We start from the raw sequence: 18465 nt of genomic DNA, 5'->3' as shown, positions 1-18465 counted from the left end.
GGTGACCACGGCCCGCCCCGCCGCCGGCGCGGTGCGCCGCCGCCTCGTCCTGATGTGCGGCCCCGCGGGCGCCGGCAAGTCCACCCACACCCGCCGGTACGCGGACGCGGGGTACGCGGTGGCGTCGGTCGACGAGCTCGCGTGGGAGGCCACGCACGCGGCCCGCCACCCGCTGCCGGAGGACGACGCGCGGCGGGTGGGCGAGGCGCTGCGGGAGCGGGCGGACGACCTGCTCGCGCAGGGTCGCGACGTCGTCGTGGACTCGTCGTTCTGGTCGCGGGCCTCCCGCGACGAGTACCGGGCCCTCGGGGCGGCCCACGGCGCGGACACCCTGGTGGTGTACGTCGACACGCCGCGCGACGTGGCCCTGGCGCGCGTGGCCGCGCGCACCGGCGCGCACGCGCACGACGTCCTGCTGGCACCGGAGGTCGCGGCGGCCCACTACGACGGGTTCGAGGTCCCGACACCCGAAGAGGGCCCGCTCCAGGTCGTCCCCGGCGTCGTGCCGGGGACCTTCGCATGAGAGGTCCTCAGGGTCCGAGCAGCGCGGCGGGAATGACGGCGATCCCGTCGCGGCGACGGTAGGCCCGCTCGCCCGTCGTGATGACCGCGGCGTCCAGAAGGTCGTCGCCGAGCTTGTCGCGGAGCCAGAGCAGGTGCTTGACGTCGGCGTCGCTCACGCTGCTCGCGAGCTTGGTCTCGAGCGCGACGACGGCGCCGTCGTCGCGCTCGACGATCAGGTCGACCTCGTCCTCGTGAGTGCCGCCCTGGGTGCGCAGGTGCTGGGCTCGGGCCCGTGCCGACTCGGCGTAGGTCTGGACGCTCAACGACACGAGATACTCGAAGAGCGGTCCGAGCAGCGAGCCGTGCCGGCCGAGGTGGAGCGAGGCCTGGGTGGCCCCGAGGAGCCTGGCGGCCAACGCGGGGTCGGCGAGCTGGTGCTTGGGCGCCGAGACGTGGCGGTCGAAGGCGCTGCGGCTCGGGGACCACGCCGGCAGGTCGTCGAGCAGCCAGAGGCTGGTCAGCGCGTCTCGATAGGCGATGGTCGTCGTCAGTGCGGGGCTGTCCCCCTCGCCTGGCGTTGCCGCGTCCAGGATCCTGGACGCCGCCGGCAAGGATCCGCGGGCGGGGCTCGCCGGCGACCTCGCCTCGTACCCGGTCGTCGTGACGGGCGGCGTCGTTCACGTGGGGCTCGGATGACGAACGCCGCGCCCGGCGCTCCGGCCGGGCGCGTGACGCTCGTCGGCGCCGGCCCCGGCGCCGCGGGGGAGAGGTGGTCGCGGCCTGCCCTGCCGCCGGGGTACCGGTCGAGGTGGTGCCCGGGGTGTCGTCCGCGCTCGCTGCACCTGCCCTGGCCGGGGTGCCCTTGACCCAACGCGGCACCACGACGGCGTTCCACGTGGTCACCGGGCACGCGCGCGACGGCGCGGAGCACGCGGGAACAGGAACTGACGCCGTCCTCGACGCGGTCTCCGTGGCCTGCGTCACGTCCCGCGCCGCTACCCTGGTGATCCTCATGGGGGTGTCCGCCCTGCCCGCGATCGTGGCCCGGCTGCTCGATGCGGGCGCGAACCCGGCCACCCCGTGGCGATCGTCGAGCGGGGTTCGTTGCCCGACCAGCGCGTCACGCGGGTCGCGCTCGACCTGGCGGCCCAACGTGCCGAGGAGGTCGGGGTGCGGGCTCCCGCCGTGGTCGTGGTCGGGGACATCGCGGACGAGAAGCTGCTGGAGGTCGCTGGTGACGCAGGAGCCGTGGGGTGGGCCGGTGCCTGAGGGCGCCCGGCCCGCGCTGGGCCAGGTGATGGCGGGGTGCACGGTGCTGGTCACCGCCGATCGGCGCTCCGGCGAGCTCGCTGCGGCCCTCGAGCGGCGGGGCGCCGCGGTGCGCCACGCGCCCGCGCTGAGCATGGTGCCGCACGTGGACGACGACGCGCTGATCGCCGCCACCCGTGCCCTGGTCGCCGACCCGCCGGACGTCGTCGTCGCCACGACGGGCGTCGGGTTCCGCGCCTGGATCGAGGCCGCCGACGCGCACGGGCTCGCCGACGACCTGCTCGCCGTCCTCGGCCGGTCGCGGCTCGTGGCCCGCGGGCCCAAGGCGCGCGGCGCCATCCAGGCCGCAGGGCTCCAGGCCGACTGGGTGGCGGAGTCGGAGACGTCCGCCGAGGTCGCCGAGGTGCTGCTCAGCGAGGGCGTGTTTGGGCTGCACGTCGCGATCCAGCACCACGGCGCCGGCGCCGACGGGCTCGACGGGGTATTCGCGAAGGCGGGTGCCCGGGTGTCGGCCCTCGTCGTCTACCGCTGGGGGCCGCCGCCCGACCCGGCCGCCGTCGAGGCGTCCGTGCGAGCGGCCGCCGCGGGGGAGGTCGACGCCGTCGCGTTCACGTCGGCCCCGGGTGCCGAGGCGTGGATGCGGGCCGTCGAGGACCAGGGGCTGCGGGGCGCGGTCGTGGCGCGGTTCGCGGACGGGGAGATGGTGGCCGCCGCCGTCGGCCCGGTGACCGCGCGCCCGCTGGAGTCGCGCGGCATCCCGACGCTACAGCCCGAGCGCGGCCGTCTCGGGGCCCTGGTGCGGTCGCTCGTGGGGCACTACGAGCACCTCGAGTCGGTGGCGCTCGCCACCGTCGCCGGGCCCCTCGTCATCCGCGCGCGCGTCGCCGTCCTCGCCAGCCAGGTGCTGCCGCTGTCGCCCACGGGCGTCGAGGTGCTGCGGCTGCTGGCGGCCGCGGGCGGCGACGTTGTGTCGCGGGAGCGGGTGCTCGACGTGCTGCCCGGCTCCTCGCGCGACCCGCACGCCGTCGGGGTCGCCGTCGCGCGGCTGCGCGAGGCCGCCGGTCGCCGCGACCTGGTCAAGACCGTCGTCAAGCGCGGCTACCGCCTGGAGCTGGCCCACGGCTGAGCGCCAGCTCGAGCTTCGGCGCGGAGGGCGACCCGATCGCTCCGCGTCTGACCTCGACCGTCTGGACGGCAAGGGAGCTGCGCAGTTGTCGGACCCGAAGTATGAGCGCCGGTGAGGACATTGCCGTCGCGGTCCACGACCGATCCCTTGTTCGCCCCGGTCACCAGCGCGACCGTCTGACGGTCGTCCTGCTCGTTCATGATCGGCTCCTTGTCGAGCACGATCGACCTCCGGGAGCGGAGACGCCTGCTCGCTGTGTCTCTTCGAGACTTCGGGTCTTCGAACCTGGGACGAGACAGCCGACCTGGCTGTGACACGGGCCGCACGCGGGCCCGCCGCCGCTAGACCGGGTAGACGTCCACCTCGGCGGCCTTCACGGACAGCCACACCCGGGTGCCGGGGGTCAGCGCGAGCTCGGCGGCGGCCTGGGGCGTGACGTCGGCGGCGAGGTGGTCGGTGCGCACGCGCTCGAGGTCGCCGTGCGGCTCGAGCGTGCGGACCGTGCCGCGGAACGTGTTGCGCGGGGAGCCGTGACGCTCGTCGAGGTAGACGGAGACGGCGGACGGCCGGAACACCGCGGTCATCGGCGTGCCGACGGGGAGGTCGCGGCCGGGCTCGTCGGCGTGCGCCAGCCCGTGCACGACCTCGCCGGCCTCGGTCGTGACCCCGTCGCCGGACCACGTGCCGGCGAGCAGGTTCAGCCCGGCGATCCGCGCGGCGTACGCGCTGCGGGGGCGGCCGAGCACCTCGGCGGTCGGGCCGCGCTCGACGACGCGCCCGCCCTCGATGACGGCGATCTCGTCGGCCAGGAGCAGGGCGTCGAGCACGTCGTGGGTGGTGATGATCGCGGTCTGCCCGGCGAGCAGGTGCCGCAGCGTCTGGCGCAGCTCGGGGGTGACGTCGACGTCGAGGGCGGCCATGGGCTCGTCGAGCAGCAGCAGGCGCGGGCGGGCGGCGAGCGCGCGAGCGACCGCCACCCGCTGCGCCTGGCCGCCCGACAGGGTCGCCGGCCGGCGGTCGGCGAGGTGCGCCAGCCCGATGCGCTCCAGCCACCGGTCGGCCTCGGCGTCGGCGGCCCGCCGCGGCGTGCCCTGGGAGCGGGGCCCGAACGCGATGTTGTGGCGCACCGACAGGTGCGGGAACAGCAGGGGCTCCTGGGCCAGCAGCGCCACCTGCCGGGCGTGGGGCGGCACCCAGGCCCGGGTGCGGCTGGCCGCGGCGCGGACCAGCGGGCGCTCGCCGAGCGTGATCTCGCCGTCGTGCGGCCGGAGCGTGCCCGCGGCCAGGCCGAGCGCCGTGGACTTGCCGGCGCCGTTGGGCCCGAGCAGGGCGAGGGTGCGGCCCTCGGCGACGTCGAGCTCGACGTCGAACCCGCGTGCGGGCAGCGTCGCGGCGAACGAGAGCGTCACAGCGCAGCCCCCCGGTGCCGGGTGAAGCCGATGACCAGCACAGCGATCACCACCAGCAGCAACGAGAGGGCGACCGCGGCGTCCGGGTCGGTCTCGCGCTGCAGGTAGATCTCCAGCGGCAGCGTGCGCGTGGTGCCCTGGAGGCTGCCGGCGAAGGTGATCGTGGCGCCGAACTCGCCGAGGGCGCGGGCGAACGACAGCACCGTCCCCGACAGCAGGCCGGGCCACACGAGCGGGAGGGTCACGCGGCGGAGCACCGTCGTCGGGCGGGCCCCGAGCGACGCCGCGACGACGTCGTACCGCGCACCCGCCGTGCGCAGCGCGCCCTCCACGCTGACGACCAGGAACGGCAGCGCGACGAACGTCTGGGCGAGCACCACCGCCGTCGTGGAGAAGGCGATCTGCAGGCCCAGCACCTCCATCGTCTCCCCGAGCAGGCCGCGGCGGCCGAACGTGTACAGCAGGGCGATGCCGCCGACGACGGGGGGGAGCACCAGCGGGATCAGCACCAGCGACCGCAGCAGGTCGAGACCCGGGAACCGGGAGCGTGCCAGCACCAGCGCCATCGGGATCCCCAGCACCAGGCACGCCACCGTGCTGGTGGCCGACGTCTGCAGGCTCAGCACGAGCGCGGCACGCGCGGACTCGCTGGTGACCAGCCCCCAGTAGCCCGACCAGTCGACCCGCGTGCCCATCGCGACCAGCGGTAGCACCACGAGCAGCCCGCCCAGGGCGGCGGGCACGAACGCCCAGCGTGGCAGGCCGATGGCGGCCTCGCCGGTTGAGCTCGTGGGAACCCGACCGCTGGTTGAGCTTGTCGAGACCCGATCGCTGGTTGAGCCTGTCGAGACCCGATCGCTGGCTGAGCCTGTCGAGACCCGATCGCTGGTTGAGCTTGTCGGGACCCGATCGCCGGTTGAGCTTGTCGGGACCCGATCGCCGGTTGAGCTAGTCGAAACCCTCATGGCTATGCCGACGGCGTGGCGAAGCCGAAGTCGGCCAGGATCGACCGGCCGTCGTCGCCGAGCACGAGGTCGACGAACTCCCGGGCGAGGTCGGCCCGGTCGCTGTCGTCCGCGCCGCGCTCGACGGTGGCGATCGGGTAGGTGTTCACCGCGCTGGACGACTCGGCGAACTCGACGCCCTCGACGTCGACGCCCGCGGCGGCGACGTCCGTGACGTAGACGAGGCCGGCGTCCGCCTCGCCCGCGATCACCTTGTTGAGCACGTCGGTGACGCTCTGCTCCTCGCTCACCGGCTGCAGGTCGAGGCCGGCGGCCGCCTCGACCTTCGTCGAGGCGGCGCCGCACGGAACCTCGGGGGCGCACAGGACGAGATCGAGGCCCGAGTCGGAGTCCGGGGCAGCAAGGTCGGCGAGCGAGGAGACGCCGGCCGGGTTGCCCGGCGGGACGGCGATCTCCAGCGTGTTGGAGGCGAAGTCCTGCGGGTCGCCCACGAGGTCGTCGGCGACGAGCTTCTCCATGTTCGCCGTGTCCGCCGAGGCGAAGACGTCCCCCGGCGCGCCCTGCTGGATCTGGGCCACGAGGTCCGACGACCCGGCGAAGCTGAGCTGTACGTCCACGCCGTCGTGGTCGGCCTCGAACCGCTCGGCGAGCTGCTCGAACGAGCCCGTCAGCGACGACGCCGCGAACACCGTGAGCGTCGTCGTGCCGCCGCCCGCGTCGTCGTCCCCCTGGGCGGCGCCGCCGCAGCCCGCCAGCGCGGCGACCGCCAGCGCGCACAGGCTCAGCGCGCACGGCCCGGTCAGCGCCACGCGCCTGCTCATGCGGCTCCTCGGCCCTCGGCCTCGATCACCACGGTGGTCGACTTGATGACCGCCACCGCCACGGAGCCGCGCTCCAGGCCGAGGTCGCGCACGGCCTCGCTGCTCATCAGCGACACCACGCGGAACGGCCCGCACTGCAGCTCCACCTGCGCCATCACCGTGTCGACCGTGAGGTCGGTGACCAGGCCGACGAAGCGGTTACGTGCCGAGCTCTTCGTCCCGCCCGGCACCGCCGGCGGCGTCGCGTGCTCGCGGGCCACCATCGCCACCTCGTACCCGTCCACGACCTTGCGGCCCGACGCGTCGGCGGTCGCCCGCAGCAGGCCGCGGTCGATCCAGCGGCGCACGGTGTCGTCGCTGACGCCGAGGTAGACGGCGGCTTCGGAAACTCTCATGTGCGGCATCGTGGCGAGCATAGCGCCGTATCTGCGGGTTGGCATCCGTCGGTCGAGCCTGTCGAGACCACCTCGTCGGTCGAGCTTGTCGAGACCGGGTTTCGACAAGCTCAACCAGGGGTCGAGGCGGTCGAGGCCACCTCGTCTCAACCAGCGGTCGGTGGTCGAGACCATAGGCTTGCGCTCGTGCATGACGTGACGCATTCCCGCCGGACGGTGGCCGAGCACACCGCCGCGGTGACCGACATCGTCGTCCCGGCGCTGGCGTCGGCGCGCGAGCGTGGGGTGCAGCCGGTCGAGGTCGCCGCACTGCTCGCCGCGGCCGCGGCCGGCGCCTCGCTCGCCCCGCGCGTGCTGGCGCGCGACGCCGTGGCCGCCGTCGCGCTGCCGGGCTTCGACAACTCCCAGATGGACGGGTACGCGGTGCACTCCGCGGGCCTCGCCGCGGCGTCCGAGGCCGAGCCGGTGGTGCTCCCCGTCGGCGCGCCCGTGCCCGCCGGCACGCAGCCGCCGCCGCTCGCGCCCGGCAGCGCCGCGCCCGTCATGACCGGCGCGCCCGTGCCCGCCGGGGCCGACGCCGTCGTGCGGATCGAGGACGTTGACCCGCCGCGCTTCCCCGCCCCCGGTCAGGATGCCGAGGTGCGGTTCGCCGCGCCGGTCGCGCGCGGTACGTACGTGCGGGCCGCGGGGTCCGACGTCGCGGCGGGCGCCGTGCTGCTCCGCGCCGGGACGCCGCTGGGTGCCGCGCAGCTCGGCGCGCTCGTCGCGGCGGGCGTGCCACGCGTCGACGTCGCCCCGCCGCCGCACGTGCTGCTCGTCTCCACCGGGTCGGAGCTCGGGCCCGCCGGCGTCGTCCTCGGCCCCGCCCAGGTGCACGACGCCAACGGCGCCGCCCTCACCGCCGCCCTCGCGCAGGCCGGCGCGCGCGTCACGACCCGCGTCGTGCCGGACGAGCCCGACGCGCTGCACCGCGTGCTCGCCGCGGCGCCGACCGACGTCGTGCTCGTCGTGACGACCGGCGGCGTGTCCGCGGGGGCGTACGAGGTGGTGCGCCAGACCCTCACTGCCGCTCCACCCGAGGACGCCTCCGGCGTCTGGTTCGGGCACGTCGCCGTCCAGCCGGGCGGGCCGCAGGGCCTCGGCACGGTCACGCTCGGCGAGTTGTCAGGACCACACGCAGGTCCTCATGCTCCTGGCCCTGACAGCTCGGGGGAGCGGACGGTGCCGCTCGTGGCGTTCCCCGGCAACCCGGTGAGCGCGTACGTGTCGTTCGAGCTCTTCCTGCGCCCGCTGCTCGCCGCCGCCACGGGCGCCGTGCCGGCCCGCCGCCCCGTCGGCCGCGCGCCGCTTGCGGAACCCCTCGACTCGCCGCCCGCCCTGCATCAGGTGCGGCGCGGCAGGCTCGACGACGACGGCCGCGTGCGCATGACCGGCGGCCCCGGTTCGCATCTTTTGACCCACCTCGCCGCCGCGACGATCCTCGTGCACGTGCCGCCCGGCGTCGCGCGGCTCGAGGCCGGCGACCCCGTCGACTACTGGGAGCTCCGATGACCGCACCAACTGCCGACCCGACACCCGATCCGACACAGGGTCTGTCGCACTACCGGGCCGACGGCGCCGCGCACATGGTCGACGTCTCGGCCAAGGACGTGACGAGGCGCGAGGCCACCGCGACCGGCGTGCTGCGCACCCGCGCGGACGTCGTCGCGCGCATCGCGTCGGGCGACCTGCCCAAGGGGGAGGCGATCGCCACCGCGCGGATCGCCGGGATCCTGGGCGCCAAGCGCACGCCCGACCTCGTGCCGCTGTGCCACCCGCTGCCGATCTCCGGGGTGGAGATCGACATCGTCCCCGCCGATGGCGCCGACACCGTCGAGACCGGCACCGTCGAGACCGGCACCGTCGAGACCGGCACCGTCGAGATCCGCGCGACCGTGCGCACCACCGGCCGCACCGGCGTCGAGATGGAGGCCCTCACCGCCGTCACCGTCGCCGGGCTCACGCTGTACGACATGATCAAGGCGGTCGACAAGACGGCGGTGCTCACGGACGTGCAGGTCGTCGCGAAGTCGGGCGGCAAGTCCGGCGACTGGGCGCGACCGGCCGCATCGAACCCGGCCGCGGACCAGGAGGACGCATGAGCGGGTCGCACGAGCACGAGCACGAGCACGAGCACGAGCACCACGGGGCGGACGGCGCGGTGCCCAGCGTGGCCGTCGTCGTCGCGTCGGACCGTGCCGCCGCGGGCGAGTATGCGGACCGCTCCGGGCCGGCGGCCGTGGAGTGGTTCGCCGCGCGCGGCTGGCGCACGTCGTCACCCGTCGTGGTGCCCGACGGCGACCCGGTGCGCGAGGCGCTCGAGTCGCTGCTCGCGGGCGCAGTCGCCGGCGTGGTCCCGGACGTGATCGTGACCAGCGGCGGCACCGGGTTGGGCCCGCGCGACCGGACCCCGGAGGCGACCCGCGCCGTCCTCGACCGGGAGGTCCCCGGCATCGCGGAGCTCGTCCGCGCCCGGTCGACCACCCCGACGGACCCGGCGAAGCCGCCGGTGGTGGCCGCGGCGCTCTCGCGCGCCGTCGCCGGGGTGGCCGGGCGGACGCTGGTCGTGAACCTGCCCGGGTCCGTCGGTGGGGTGCGCGACGGTCTGGACGCGCTGGCCGACGTGCTCTCGCACGCCGCCGACCAGCTGAGCGGCACCGACCGCCCCATCACCCCGCCGGCCGAGCCCGGCCCGTCGGTTGCCCTTCGACAGACTCAGGAACCGCTGGTCGAAACCCGATCATCGTCGATTGAGCCTGTCGGTACCGCGTCCGGGGCTTCGACCCTTCGACAGGCTCAGGACGGCGCAGGCTCGACCAGCGACGCGGTCGTGCTGCGCGCCGACGTCGTCGACACGCGCCTGGACCCGCTGCTCGCGGAGCTGAGCACCCTGGTGCGCGACGACACGTGCGGCGCGGTGGCGACGTTCACCGGGTTCGTGCGCGACCACGACTCAGGGCGGGGCGTCACCCGGCTGCACTACGAGGCGCACCCGGAGGCGGCGTCGGTGCTGCGCGCGGTGGCCGAGCGGGTGGCCGCGCGGACGGCGGCGGCGACGGGCGACCGCGTGCGGGCCGCCGTCGTGCACCGCACGGGCGACCTGACCGTGGGCGACGTCGCCGTGGTGGCGGCCGTCGCCGCGGGGCACCGTCACGCGGCGTTCACCGCGGCGTCGGACCTGGTCGAGGAGCTCAAGGCCGAGGTGCCGATCTGGAAGGAGCAGGGCTTCGACGACGGCACCTCCGAGTGGGTGGCGTCGCTGGGCTGAGCGCCAGGGCTGAGCGGCAGGGCTGAGCGGCAGGGCTGGACGAGCCGACCCGGCCGAACCTGTAGGTCACCTGGTGTTCACCTGAGGGTCGGTGTCACGACGGCGAGCGGCCATCGGTGATCCCTAGCGTCGGGCGCGTCACCCCCGGCCTCAGTCACCGCCCTACCTCAGGAGTGTCACCGATGACGATCGCCCCCGAGTCACGCCCGCTGCTGGAGCTCGCCGCCACCCCGCACGCCCTTCACTACGCGCGCGGCAAGCGCAGCGCGGTCACGTGCCGGCTCAAGTGCGCCGACGCGTGCTCCCACCCCGCCCCCAACGAGTCCGCCAACGAGTACTTCCGCGACGTCGCGGCCCGCGCGCTGTCCCGGCGCGTCATGCTCGGCGGCCTCGCCGCCGCGGCCGCCACCGTCGTCGTCGGCGCCCAGGTGGCCGGCGCCCCCGGAGCGAGCGCCGCCACGTCGTCCGGGATGGCTGCGGGTCGCGGCGGGTCCAAGGGCCTCGCCTTCGGCGCGATCACGCCGCAGGACGCCGCCACCGACGCGTTCGTCGTGCCCGAGGGTTATGAGTGGTCGCCGATCATCCGATGGGGCGACCCGATCCTGCCCGGCGGCCGCGCGTTCGACGTCGCGCGCCAGACGCCGGAGCAGCAGGCCAAGCAGTTCGGCTACAACGTCGACTACCTCGACATCCTGCCCGCCGACCCGGACGACGTCCGCCCGCGCGGCACGACGAAGCGCGGCAAGCGCGGCCTGCTGGTGAGTAACCACGAGTACACCAACGCGGGCATCATGTTCGACGACTCGTACGACGCCGCCACACGCCGTGCGATCGAGCGGGCGGCGTGGGGCATGTCGGTGGTCGAGGTCCGTCGCGACCGCGAGGGCTCGCCGTGGAGCTACTCCCGGATCAGCCGCTACAACCGCCGCATCACCGTGGACACGGAGTTCGAGGTCGACGGCCCGGCGGCCGGGTCGTACCTGCTGCGCACGGTCGAGGACCCGACCGGCACGCGCGTGCGCGGCACCCTGAACAACTGCGCGGGCGGCACCACGCCGTGGGGCACCGTCGTCTCCGGCGAGGAGAACTTCAACGCCAACCTGCGCGTCAACGGCAAGGACCCGCGCGACGCGCGCTACGGCCTCGCCGACAAGGCGACCAGCTACGGCTGGGAGCTCGACGACCCGCGCTTCGACGGCAACAACGCCGGCTACGAGTACGAGAACCACCGGTTCGGCTGGGTGGTCGAAGTGGACCCGTACGAGCCCGACGAGGCGCCCGTGAAGCACACCGCGCTGGGCCGCCTCAAGCACGAGGGCGCCAACGTCATCCTCTCGAAGCGCGGCCACGCCGTCGCGTACATGGGCGACGACGAGCGGTTCGACTACGTGTACAAGTTCGTCTCGAAGGAGCGGTTCCGCGACGGCAGCAGCCGCTGGGCGCGCCGCCACAACAAGACGCTGCTGAGCGCGGGCGACCTCTACGTCGCACGGTTCATCGGCGACTCCCCGGCGTCCGAGATCGACGGCACGGGCGCGGTCCCCTCGGACGGCGGCTTCGACGGCACAGGCGAGTGGATCCCGTTGGTGGAGGACGGCCGGTCACGCGTCGAGGGCATGACGGTCGAGGAGGTGCTGGTCTTCACCCGGCTCGCGGCCGACGCCGTGGGCGCAACCAAGATGGACCGCCCCGAGGACGTGGAGCCCAACCCCGTCACCGGTCGCATCTACGTGGCCTGCACCAACAACACCGACCGCGGCGCGGACGGCAAGGAGGGGGCCGCCGAGCCCAACCCACGCACCACCAACCGCGACGGCCACATCGTCGAGATCATCGAGGACCGCGGCGACCAGACCGCCACGACGTTCACCTGGAACCTGCTCCTCGTGGCCGGTGACCCGTCGGTGAACGACTCGACCTACTTCTCCGGCTTCCCGGCGGACAAGGTGTCGCCCATCTCGTGCCCCGACAACGTGGCGTTCGACGCCGAGGGCAACCTGTGGATCTCCACCGACGGCGCGCCGTCGACCATCCAGAAGTGCGACGGCCTGTTCAAGGTGACCCTCACCGGGCGCCGGCGCGGCCGGGTGGAGCAGTTCCTGTCCGTGCCGCGCGAGGCCGAGACCTGCGGGCCGGTCGTGGACTCCCGCGACGCGATGGTCTACGTCAACGTGCAGCACCCGGGCGAGAACGGCAGCGTCGACGACCAGCACTCGTTCTTCCCCGACTACCTCGCCGAGGGCGAGCAGGCCCCCGCAGGCGCGTGGCGCGGCCCGCGCCCCGCCACGGTGCAGGTCTACAAGATCGGTCGTGACGAGCACCCCGGGAACGGGAACGGCAATGGGCACGGCAACGGGAACGGCGGCGGGAACGGCGGCGGCTGGGACGGCCCCGGCCCTTTCCCGTGGCCCCGTGGCCCGAAGGGTCGTCGCTGACCCCGAGGTAGTACCCAGGCAGGCCGAGGTAGTTCAGAGCCGCCCGAGGTAGTACCCAGGCGGGCCGAGGTAGTTCAGAACCGCCCGAGGTAGTTTCGTTCCCAGGCCAGAACGGAACTACCTCGGGCGGTTGGGCTACTACCTCGCCGAGGATCGGACTACCTCGGCGGATTCCGAACTACCTCGGCGGGGGGCGGGGTTGGTCGGGCGTCATGTGAGCGCTAACATCCTTGTGTCATCCGGGGAGAGCGCCGGGTGGAGGCCGCAGCGGTGGCGGCCGCACGCGACGATGGACTCGACGACGCCCGGGACGGCCGGGCGGGGACGGAGCAGCAATGACGCAGCTGGACGCGACGGTCGAGATCCGGGAGGCGATCGCCGCCGGCCGGACGTCGCTGGGGATCGAGCTCGGTTCGACCCGGATCAAGGCCTGCCTGGTGGGGCCGGACCGCGCCCCGATCGCGAGCGGCGGCCACGACTGGGAGAACCAGCTGGTGGACGGGGCGTGGACGTACTCCCTGGACGAGGTCTGGGCCGGCCTGCAGGAGAGCGTCGCCGCCCTGCTGGCCGACGTCGAGGAGCGGTACGGCGTCCGCCCCACGACGTTCGGTGCGCTCGGCGTCTCGGCGATGATGCACGGCTATCTCGCGTTCGGCGCGGACGACGAGCAGCTGGTGCCGTTCCGCACCTGGCGCAACACCAGCACGGGCCCAGCCGCCGCGGAGCTCACCGACCGGTTCGGCTACAACGTGCCGCTGCGCTGGTCGATCGCCCACCTGTACCAGGCGATCCTCGACCACGAGCCGCACGTGCCGCGGGTGCGCTTCCTCACCACGCTCGCGGGCTACGTCCACTGGCGGCTGACGGGCCGCAAGGTGCTCGGCGTCGGCGACGCGTCCGGCATGTTCCCGGTGGACCCGGAGACGGTCGACTACGACGCCACGATGCTCGAGCAGTTCGACCACCTGGCGGCCGCGCGCCGCCCGGGGCTGGCCGTGCGCGACCTGCTGCCCGAGGTGCTGGCCGCGGGCCGCGAGGCCGGCGAGCTCACCGCCGAGGGCGCCGCGCTGCTCGACCCGACCGGCACGCTGCGGCCAGGGATCCCACTGTGCCCGCCCGAGGGCGACGCCGGCACCGGGATGGTCGCGACGAACTCCGTCGCGCAGCGCACCGGCAACGTCAGCGCCGGCACGTCGATCTTCGCGATGGTCGTGCTCGAGCACCCGCTGCGCAAGGTCCACCACGAGCTGGACCTCGTGACCACGCCGGCGGGCGACCTCGTCGCGATGGTGCACTGCAACAACGGCGCCAGCGAGCTCGGCGCGTGGGCCGACATGTTCGGCCAGTTCGCCACGGCGCTGGGGGCGCCCGCCGACGACGACGCCGTGTTCGGCACGTTGTTCCGCGCCGCCCTGGACGGTGACGCTGACGGTGGTGGGCTGCTGGCCTACAACTACCTGTCCGGCGAGCCGATCACCGGCCTGGACGCCGGGCGCCCGCTGTTCGTCCGCACGCCCGACAGCCGCCTGACCCTGGCGAACTTCATGCGCGCCCAGATCTACGGGGCGTTCGGCACGCTCGCCCTGGGCATGCACGTGCTCGCGGAGGAGGACGTCGCGCTCGACGCGATGTTCGCCCACGGCGGCCTGTTCCGCACCGAGGGCGTGGCCCAGCGGCTGCTCGCCGCGGCGCTCGGCGCGCCCGTCGCCGTCGGGACCACCGCGGGGGAGGGCGGCGCCTGGGGCATCGCGGTGCTGGCGGCCTTCCGGGCGGCGTGCGCCGCGAACGAGGCGTCGGACCTCGGCGCCTACCTGCGCGAGCGGGTCTTCGCCGACGCGAACATCGTCGTCGTCGAGCCGGACCCGGCGGACGTCGCGGGGTTCGCCGCGTACCTCGAGCGCTACGCCGCCGGCCTCGCCGTCGAGCGTGCCGCCACCGACGCGATCTAGCTCGACCTGACACGACCTGACACGACCTGACACTCGATCTGACACTTCGATCTGACACGACCTGAGACGAGGAGCACCACCATGACCGCGCTGACCGAGGTCCCCGCCCACCTGCGCGAGGCCGTCGGCGCCGCCAAGGAGCGTGTCGCCGCGCTGCACGCCGAGCTGCCCCGCTGGGAGCTCGTGGTGTGGACGGCGGGCAACGTCTCCGAGCGGGTCCGCGACGACGCCCGCCCCGACGGCTCCGGCGACCTCCTCGTCATCAAGCCGTCCGGCGTCGCGTACGACGACATCACCCCCGGGTCGATGGTCGTGTGCGACCTGGACGGCACCCTGCTCGAGGGCGACCGCTCGCCGTCGTCGGACACCGCGGCGCACGCCTACGTGTACCGGCATATGCCCGAGGTGGGCGGCGTGGTGCACACCCACTCCACGTACGCGACGGCGTGGGCCGCGCGCGGCGAGGAGATCCCCTGCGTGCTGACGATGATGGCCGACGAGTTCGGCGGGCCCGTCCCCGTGGGGCCGTTCGCGATCATCGGCGACGACTCGATCGGCCGCGGCATCGTCGCGACCCTGGACGGCCACCGCAGCCCGGCCGTGCTGATGCGCAACCACGGCCCGTTCACGATCGGCAAGGACGCCCGCGCCGCGGTGAAGGCCGCCGTGATGGTCGAGGAGGTGGCGCGCACCGTGCACGTCTCGCGCCAGCTCGGCGAGCCGCTGCCCATCGAGCAGGCCCACATCGACTCCCTGTACGCGCGCTACCAGAACGTCTACGGCCAGCACTGAGCCCCTTCGGCGGTTGAGCCTGTCGAAACCCCGCCTGTCGAAACCGGGTTGCGACAGGCTCAACCAGCGGGGTGGTTTCGACAGGCTCAACCACCGAAGGAGACACATCCCATGAGCAAGCCGTACGCCGACCGCGAGGTCTGGTTCTTCACCGGCAGCCAGGACCTGTACGGCGAGGAGACCCTGCGCCAGGTCGCCGAGCAGTCGCAGGAGGTGGCGCGCGCCCTCGACGCGTCGTCCGACGTGCCCGCAACCGTCGTGTGGAAGCCGGTCCTCAAGGACTCGGACTCGATCCGGCGCGCCATGCTCGACGCGAACGCGGACGACAACGTGCTCGGCGTCATCACGTGGATGCACACCTTCAGCCCGGCCAAGATGTGGATCTCCGGCCTCGACGCGCTGCGCAAGCCGCTGCTGCACCTGCACACGCAGGCGAACGTCGAGCTGCCGTGGGCGGACATCGACATGGACTTCATGAACCTCAACCAGGCCGCGCACGGCGACCGTGAGTACGCGTACCTCGCCACCCGCCTGGGCGTCGCCCGCACGACGGTCGTGGGCCACGCGTCGAACCCGGCCGTGACCCGCCGGTTGGGTACCTGGGTGCGCGGCGCCGCCGGCTGGGCCGCCACGCACGAGCTGAAGCTGGTGCGGTTCGGCGACAACATGCGCAACGTCGCCGTCACCGAGGGCGACAAGACGGAGGCCGAGCTGCGGTTCGGCGTCTCGGTGAACACGTGGGGCGTCAACGACCTGGTCGCGGCCGTCGGTGCCGTGGAAGACGCCGCGGTGGATGCGCTCGTCGCCGAGTACGAGGAGCTCTACGACGTCGCCGACGGGCTGCGCCGGGGCGGCGAGCGGCACGAGTCGCTGCGCTACGCGGCCCGCCAGGAGATCGCCATGGAGGCGTTCCTCGTCGAGCGCGGCGCCAAGGCGTTCACCACGAACTTCGAGGACCTCGGCGCCCTGCGCCAGCTCCCGGGCATCGCCGTGCAGCGGCTCATGAGCAAGGGCTACGGCTTCGGCGCCGAGGGCGACTGGAAGACGGCCGTCCTGGTGCGCGCCGCGAAGGTCATGGGCGAGGGGCTGCCTGGCGGGGCCTCCCTCATGGAGGACTACACCTACGACCTCACGCCCGGCTCCGAGCTGATCCTCGGCGCGCACATGCTCGAGGTGTGCCCGTCCCTCACGACGTCGAAGCCGCGGGTGGAGATCCACCCGCTCGGCATCGGCGGCAAGGAGGACCCGGTCCGCATGGTCTTCGACGCGGACGCGACCGAGGACGCCGTCGTGGTGTCCCTGGCCGACATGCGCGACCGGTTCCGCCTCACGGCGAACGTGGTCGACGTCGTGCCGCCCACCCAGGAGCTGCCGAACCTGCCCGTGGCCCGCGCGGTCTGGGCGCCGCGGCCGGACTTCACCACGTCCGCCGAGGCGTGGCTGACCGCCGGGGGAGCGCACCACACGGTGATGTCGACCGCGGCTGGGGTGGAGGCGTTCGAGGTGTTCGCGAACATCGCGCGCACCGAGCTGCTCGTCATCGACGAGTCCACCACGCGGCGTGGGTTCGCCGACCAGGTGCGCTGGAACCAGGTGTACTACCGCGTGGCGCAGGGCCTGTGACCTGCTGAGTCCGGTGGTGCCCCGAGGGCCGTCGTCCGCGAGGACGGCGGCCCTTCGTCGTGCGCTGGCGCGGCTGTTACGGAATCGTGATGGCAGCGCTCCCGCGCAGGTGATGCGATGTGGGTCGCAACATCGCCCGCAGGCTCTGGGAGGTCTCCGAAGGGCACACCGACACTCGCTTCCCGCTCTAGGCCGGTCGGTGACGCCCTACGGGGAGTGGGGTCGGACGACGAGGCCGGTGAGCAGCAGGTCGACCACGGCGGCCAGCTCGGCCTCGTCGGGCACCTCTCCGACGACGAACACGCTGAAGAACAGGGCGCCGCCGAAGGCCCGGTGCAGGGTCGCGGCGTGCGGGGTCCGGTCCAGCTCGCCGCGCTCGGTGGCCCGGACGAGGAGGGCGTCGATCTCCGCGCGCTCGCCGGCGACGAACTCGCCGCGCCACCGTTGGGCGACGGCGGCCGAGCGCGAGATCTCCGCGATCACCTGCGGGGCGACCTCGCGCGCGGCGGGGGAGGCCATGTCGTCCAGGATGCGCCGGCCGAGGGTGAGCAGGTCGCCGCGCAGGGACCCCGTGTCCGCGGGCACCGCGACCTCGGCCGGGTGCAGCGTCGCCGCGAACAGCAGCTCCGCCTTCGAGCCGTACCGGCGGTAGATGGCGGCCTTGGAGGTGCCGGCCCGGGCCGCGGCCGCGTCCATCGTCACGCGGGCGTACCCCACCTCGGCGAGCAGGTCGCGCGCGGCGGCGAGCACCGCGCCGTCGATCTCGGCGTCCCTCGGCCGCCCCGGCCCTTGACCCGTTCGTCGCATGGTGGCAGCATACGATACGCCGGTATCGATACGCCGGTATCGGAAAAGGCTGGGGCGGGTGACGACGATGCGGAACGTCGTGATGACCGGCGGGACGTCGGGGTTCGGCGCGTTCGCCGCGCGGGACCTCCTGGCGGGCCCGAGCACGCGGTTGCTGCTCGGCACCCGCGGCACGCGAGTGCCGGACGGCGCCCACGAGGCGCCGCTGGACCTCGAGCGCCTCGAGAGCGTGCGCTCGTTCGCCGCCGCGGCGGCCGGCTGGGCGGGCGGGCGCATCGACGCGCTCGTCCTCAACGCCGGCGTGCTGCGCCCGGACCTCGCGGGGCGCACCCCGGACGGGTTCGAGACCACCTTCGCCGTCAACCACCTCGCCCACTACCTGCTGCTGCGCCTCCTGCTGGGCGCGCTCGCTCCCGGCGCCGTCGTCGTCCTCACCACCAGCGGCGCCCACGACCCGGCCGAGAAGGCCGGGCTGCCCGTGCCGCGCCACGCCGACGCCCGCCTCCTGGCCCGCCCGGACCGGGGTGCGCGCGACCGGTCTGACGACGACGGGACAGGCGACCCGCCCGGCGTCGCGGGCCGCCGGGCGTACACCGCGTCCAAGCTGTGCGCCGTCCTGACGGCCCGGGCGCTCGCCGACCCGGACCTCGCAGGCGGGCGGGGGGTCGCCGGGGTCGCGTTCTGTCCCGGGCAGACCGCCGGGACCGGTCTGGTGCGCGCCATGCCCCTCCCGCTGCGCGCCGGGTGGCGGCTGCTCGGCGGCCCGTTGCGCGTGCTGAAGCCGGGGGTAAACCGGCGCGCGGACGCCGGGCGCGCGCTGGCAGGGCTCGCGCTCGGCGAGCCGCGGCCACCGAAGGGGCAGTACTACGCGGCGCTCCGCCGCGGTCGCCTCGTCTGGAAGGAGCCGTCGGAGCTCGCCCGACGCGAGGACGCGATGCGGGCGCTCTGGCGCGACAGTGCGGAGCTGGTGGGGCGGGACGCCCCGGTCGCGTGACCGTGACCCCGCTGCCTGTTCGGCGCTGGGCTGGGGGCGGGTAGTCCGACGCGCACGCAAGCGACGCAA

Annotated in this window: 17 protein-coding genes and 1 pseudogene; 12 read left to right on the top strand and 6 right to left on the bottom strand. The window is 74.3% G+C overall.

What is annotated here, in order from left to right; genetic code table 11:
- The first annotated feature begins 1 nt into the window (after position 1).
- On the top strand, positions 2-523 hold the full coding sequence (locus tag AC1C2V_RS01440; protein WP_495387786.1) for a P-loop nucleotide/nucleoside kinase family protein: 522 nt from the start codon (positions 2-4) through the stop codon (positions 521-523).
- A gap of 7 nt (positions 524-530) precedes the next feature.
- Here the strand turns inward: AC1C2V_RS01440 and AC1C2V_RS01435 are convergent, their stop codons facing one another.
- Entirely contained in the window at positions 531-1115 is a 585-nt protein-coding gene (locus AC1C2V_RS01435; RefSeq protein ID WP_495387785.1) for a DUF4143 domain-containing protein, read from the bottom strand.
- A gap of 158 nt (positions 1116-1273) precedes the next feature.
- Here AC1C2V_RS01435 and AC1C2V_RS01430 point away from each other — a divergent pair.
- The 3 genes and pseudogenes from AC1C2V_RS01430 to AC1C2V_RS01420 all read left to right on the top strand — a co-directional run.
- A pseudogene (locus AC1C2V_RS01430) lies at positions 1274-1504 on the top strand (SAM-dependent methyltransferase); the annotation flags it as partial.
- A gap of 104 nt (positions 1505-1608) precedes the next feature.
- Positions 1609-1773 carry a hypothetical protein gene (locus AC1C2V_RS01425; protein ID WP_495388454.1) on the top strand — a complete coding sequence of 55 codons (165 nt, stop codon included), beginning with the start codon at positions 1609-1611 and terminating at the stop codon, positions 1771-1773.
- Positions 1774-1801: 28 nt separating this feature from the next.
- Positions 1802-2899: a uroporphyrinogen-III synthase gene (locus AC1C2V_RS01420; protein ID WP_495388426.1), complete on the top strand. Its 1098-nt coding sequence runs from the start codon at positions 1802-1804 to the stop codon at positions 2897-2899.
- 341 nt (positions 2900-3240) lie between these two features.
- Here AC1C2V_RS01420 and AC1C2V_RS01415 read toward each other — a convergent pair whose 3' ends face one another.
- The 4 genes from AC1C2V_RS01415 to AC1C2V_RS01400 all read right to left on the bottom strand — a co-directional run bounded on the left by AC1C2V_RS01415 (position 3241) and on the right by AC1C2V_RS01400 (position 6498).
- Positions 3241-4308: a sulfate/molybdate ABC transporter ATP-binding protein gene (locus AC1C2V_RS01415; RefSeq protein ID WP_495387784.1), complete on the bottom strand. Its 1068-nt coding sequence runs from the start codon at positions 4306-4308 to the stop codon at positions 3241-3243.
- A complete protein-coding gene (locus AC1C2V_RS01410; protein ID WP_495388425.1) occupies positions 4305-5075 on the bottom strand; it encodes an ABC transporter permease in 771 nt (256 codons plus the stop codon). Before AC1C2V_RS01410 ends, AC1C2V_RS01415 begins: the two co-directional genes overlap by 4 nt.
- A gap of 200 nt (positions 5076-5275) precedes the next feature.
- On the bottom strand, positions 5276-6094 hold the full coding sequence (modA, locus tag AC1C2V_RS01405) for a molybdate ABC transporter substrate-binding protein (protein ID WP_495387783.1): 819 nt from the start codon (positions 6092-6094) through the stop codon (positions 5276-5278).
- Positions 6091-6498, bottom strand: a complete 408-nt coding sequence (locus AC1C2V_RS01400) for a TOBE domain-containing protein (protein ID WP_495387782.1) — start codon at positions 6496-6498, stop codon at positions 6091-6093. The genes modA and AC1C2V_RS01400 overlap by 4 nt, the downstream gene beginning before the upstream one ends.
- 177 nt (positions 6499-6675) lie before the next feature.
- Here AC1C2V_RS01400 and AC1C2V_RS01395 point away from each other — a divergent pair, with 177 nt between their 5' ends.
- The 7 genes from AC1C2V_RS01395 to araA all read left to right on the top strand — a co-directional run bounded on the left by AC1C2V_RS01395 (position 6676) and on the right by araA (position 16595).
- The gene (locus AC1C2V_RS01395) at positions 6676-8040 is read left to right on the top strand and encodes a molybdopterin molybdotransferase MoeA (protein ID WP_495387781.1); all 1365 of its coding nucleotides are present in this window, start codon (positions 6676-6678) and stop codon (positions 8038-8040) included.
- On the top strand, positions 8037-8630 hold the full coding sequence (moaC, locus tag AC1C2V_RS01390) for a cyclic pyranopterin monophosphate synthase MoaC (RefSeq protein WP_495387780.1): 594 nt from the start codon (positions 8037-8039) through the stop codon (positions 8628-8630). Before AC1C2V_RS01395 ends, moaC begins: the two co-directional genes overlap by 4 nt.
- A complete protein-coding gene (locus AC1C2V_RS01385) occupies positions 8627-9796 on the top strand; it encodes a molybdenum cofactor biosynthesis protein MoaE (RefSeq protein ID WP_495387779.1) in 1170 nt (389 codons plus the stop codon). The genes moaC and AC1C2V_RS01385 overlap by 4 nt, the downstream gene beginning before the upstream one ends.
- A 182-nt stretch (positions 9797-9978) precedes the next feature.
- The gene (locus AC1C2V_RS01380) at positions 9979-12231 is read left to right on the top strand and encodes a PhoX family protein (RefSeq protein WP_495387778.1); all 2253 of its coding nucleotides are present in this window, start codon (positions 9979-9981) and stop codon (positions 12229-12231) included.
- Positions 12232-12566: 335 nt separating this feature from the next.
- Entirely contained in the window at positions 12567-14180 is a 1614-nt protein-coding gene (locus AC1C2V_RS01375; protein WP_495387777.1) for a xylulokinase, read from the top strand.
- A gap of 81 nt (positions 14181-14261) precedes the next feature.
- Entirely contained in the window at positions 14262-14972 is a 711-nt protein-coding gene (locus AC1C2V_RS01370) for an L-ribulose-5-phosphate 4-epimerase (RefSeq protein ID WP_495387776.1), read from the top strand.
- A gap of 111 nt (positions 14973-15083) precedes the next feature.
- Positions 15084-16595: an L-arabinose isomerase gene (gene araA, locus AC1C2V_RS01365; protein ID WP_495387775.1), complete on the top strand. Its 1512-nt coding sequence runs from the start codon at positions 15084-15086 to the stop codon at positions 16593-16595.
- Between the two features lie 207 nt (positions 16596-16802).
- Here araA and AC1C2V_RS01360 read toward each other — a convergent pair whose 3' ends face one another.
- Positions 16803-17402 (bottom strand): TetR/AcrR family transcriptional regulator, encoded by a 600-nt coding sequence (locus AC1C2V_RS01360; RefSeq protein WP_495387774.1) that lies wholly within the window; start codon positions 17400-17402, stop codon positions 16803-16805.
- A 67-nt stretch (positions 17403-17469) separates the two neighbouring features.
- Between AC1C2V_RS01360 and AC1C2V_RS01355 the strand changes: the two genes are divergently transcribed.
- Positions 17470-18396 carry an SDR family NAD(P)-dependent oxidoreductase gene (locus tag AC1C2V_RS01355; RefSeq protein ID WP_495388424.1) on the top strand — a complete coding sequence of 309 codons (927 nt, stop codon included), beginning with the start codon at positions 17470-17472 and terminating at the stop codon, positions 18394-18396.
- The last annotated feature ends 69 nt before the right edge of the window (positions 18397-18465 follow it).

The organism is Isoptericola sp. Y541 (assembly GCF_059445465.1).
The sequence above is the reverse complement of the archived record's forward strand: the minus strand, read 5'-3'. Positions and strand labels throughout refer to the sequence as shown.

Coding starts and splice junctions, on each gene's coding strand:
- AC1C2V_RS01420 (WP_495388426.1), top strand. CDS start 1,802: ATGGCGGGGTGCACGGTGCTGGTCACCGCCGATCGGCGCTCCGGCGAG.
- AC1C2V_RS01355 (WP_495388424.1), top strand. CDS start 17,470: ATGCGGAACGTCGTGATGACCGGCGGGACGTCGGGGTTCGGCGCGTTC.
- araA (WP_495387775.1), top strand. CDS start 15,084: ATGAGCAAGCCGTACGCCGACCGCGAGGTCTGGTTCTTCACCGGCAGC.
- moaC (WP_495387780.1), top strand. CDS start 8,037: ATGACCGCACCAACTGCCGACCCGACACCCGATCCGACACAGGGTCTG.
- AC1C2V_RS01385 (WP_495387779.1), top strand. CDS start 8,627: ATGAGCGGGTCGCACGAGCACGAGCACGAGCACGAGCACGAGCACCAC.
- AC1C2V_RS01370 (WP_495387776.1), top strand. CDS start 14,262: ATGACCGCGCTGACCGAGGTCCCCGCCCACCTGCGCGAGGCCGTCGGC.
- AC1C2V_RS01360 (WP_495387774.1), bottom strand. CDS start 17,402: ATGCGACGAACGGGTCAAGGGCCGGGGCGGCCGAGGGACGCCGAGATC.
- AC1C2V_RS01380 (WP_495387778.1), top strand. CDS start 9,979: ATGACGATCGCCCCCGAGTCACGCCCGCTGCTGGAGCTCGCCGCCACC.
- AC1C2V_RS01400 (WP_495387782.1), bottom strand. CDS start 6,498: ATGCCGCACATGAGAGTTTCCGAAGCCGCCGTCTACCTCGGCGTCAGC.
- AC1C2V_RS01375 (WP_495387777.1), top strand. CDS start 12,567: ATGACGCAGCTGGACGCGACGGTCGAGATCCGGGAGGCGATCGCCGCC.
- modA (WP_495387783.1), bottom strand. CDS start 6,094: ATGAGCAGGCGCGTGGCGCTGACCGGGCCGTGCGCGCTGAGCCTGTGC.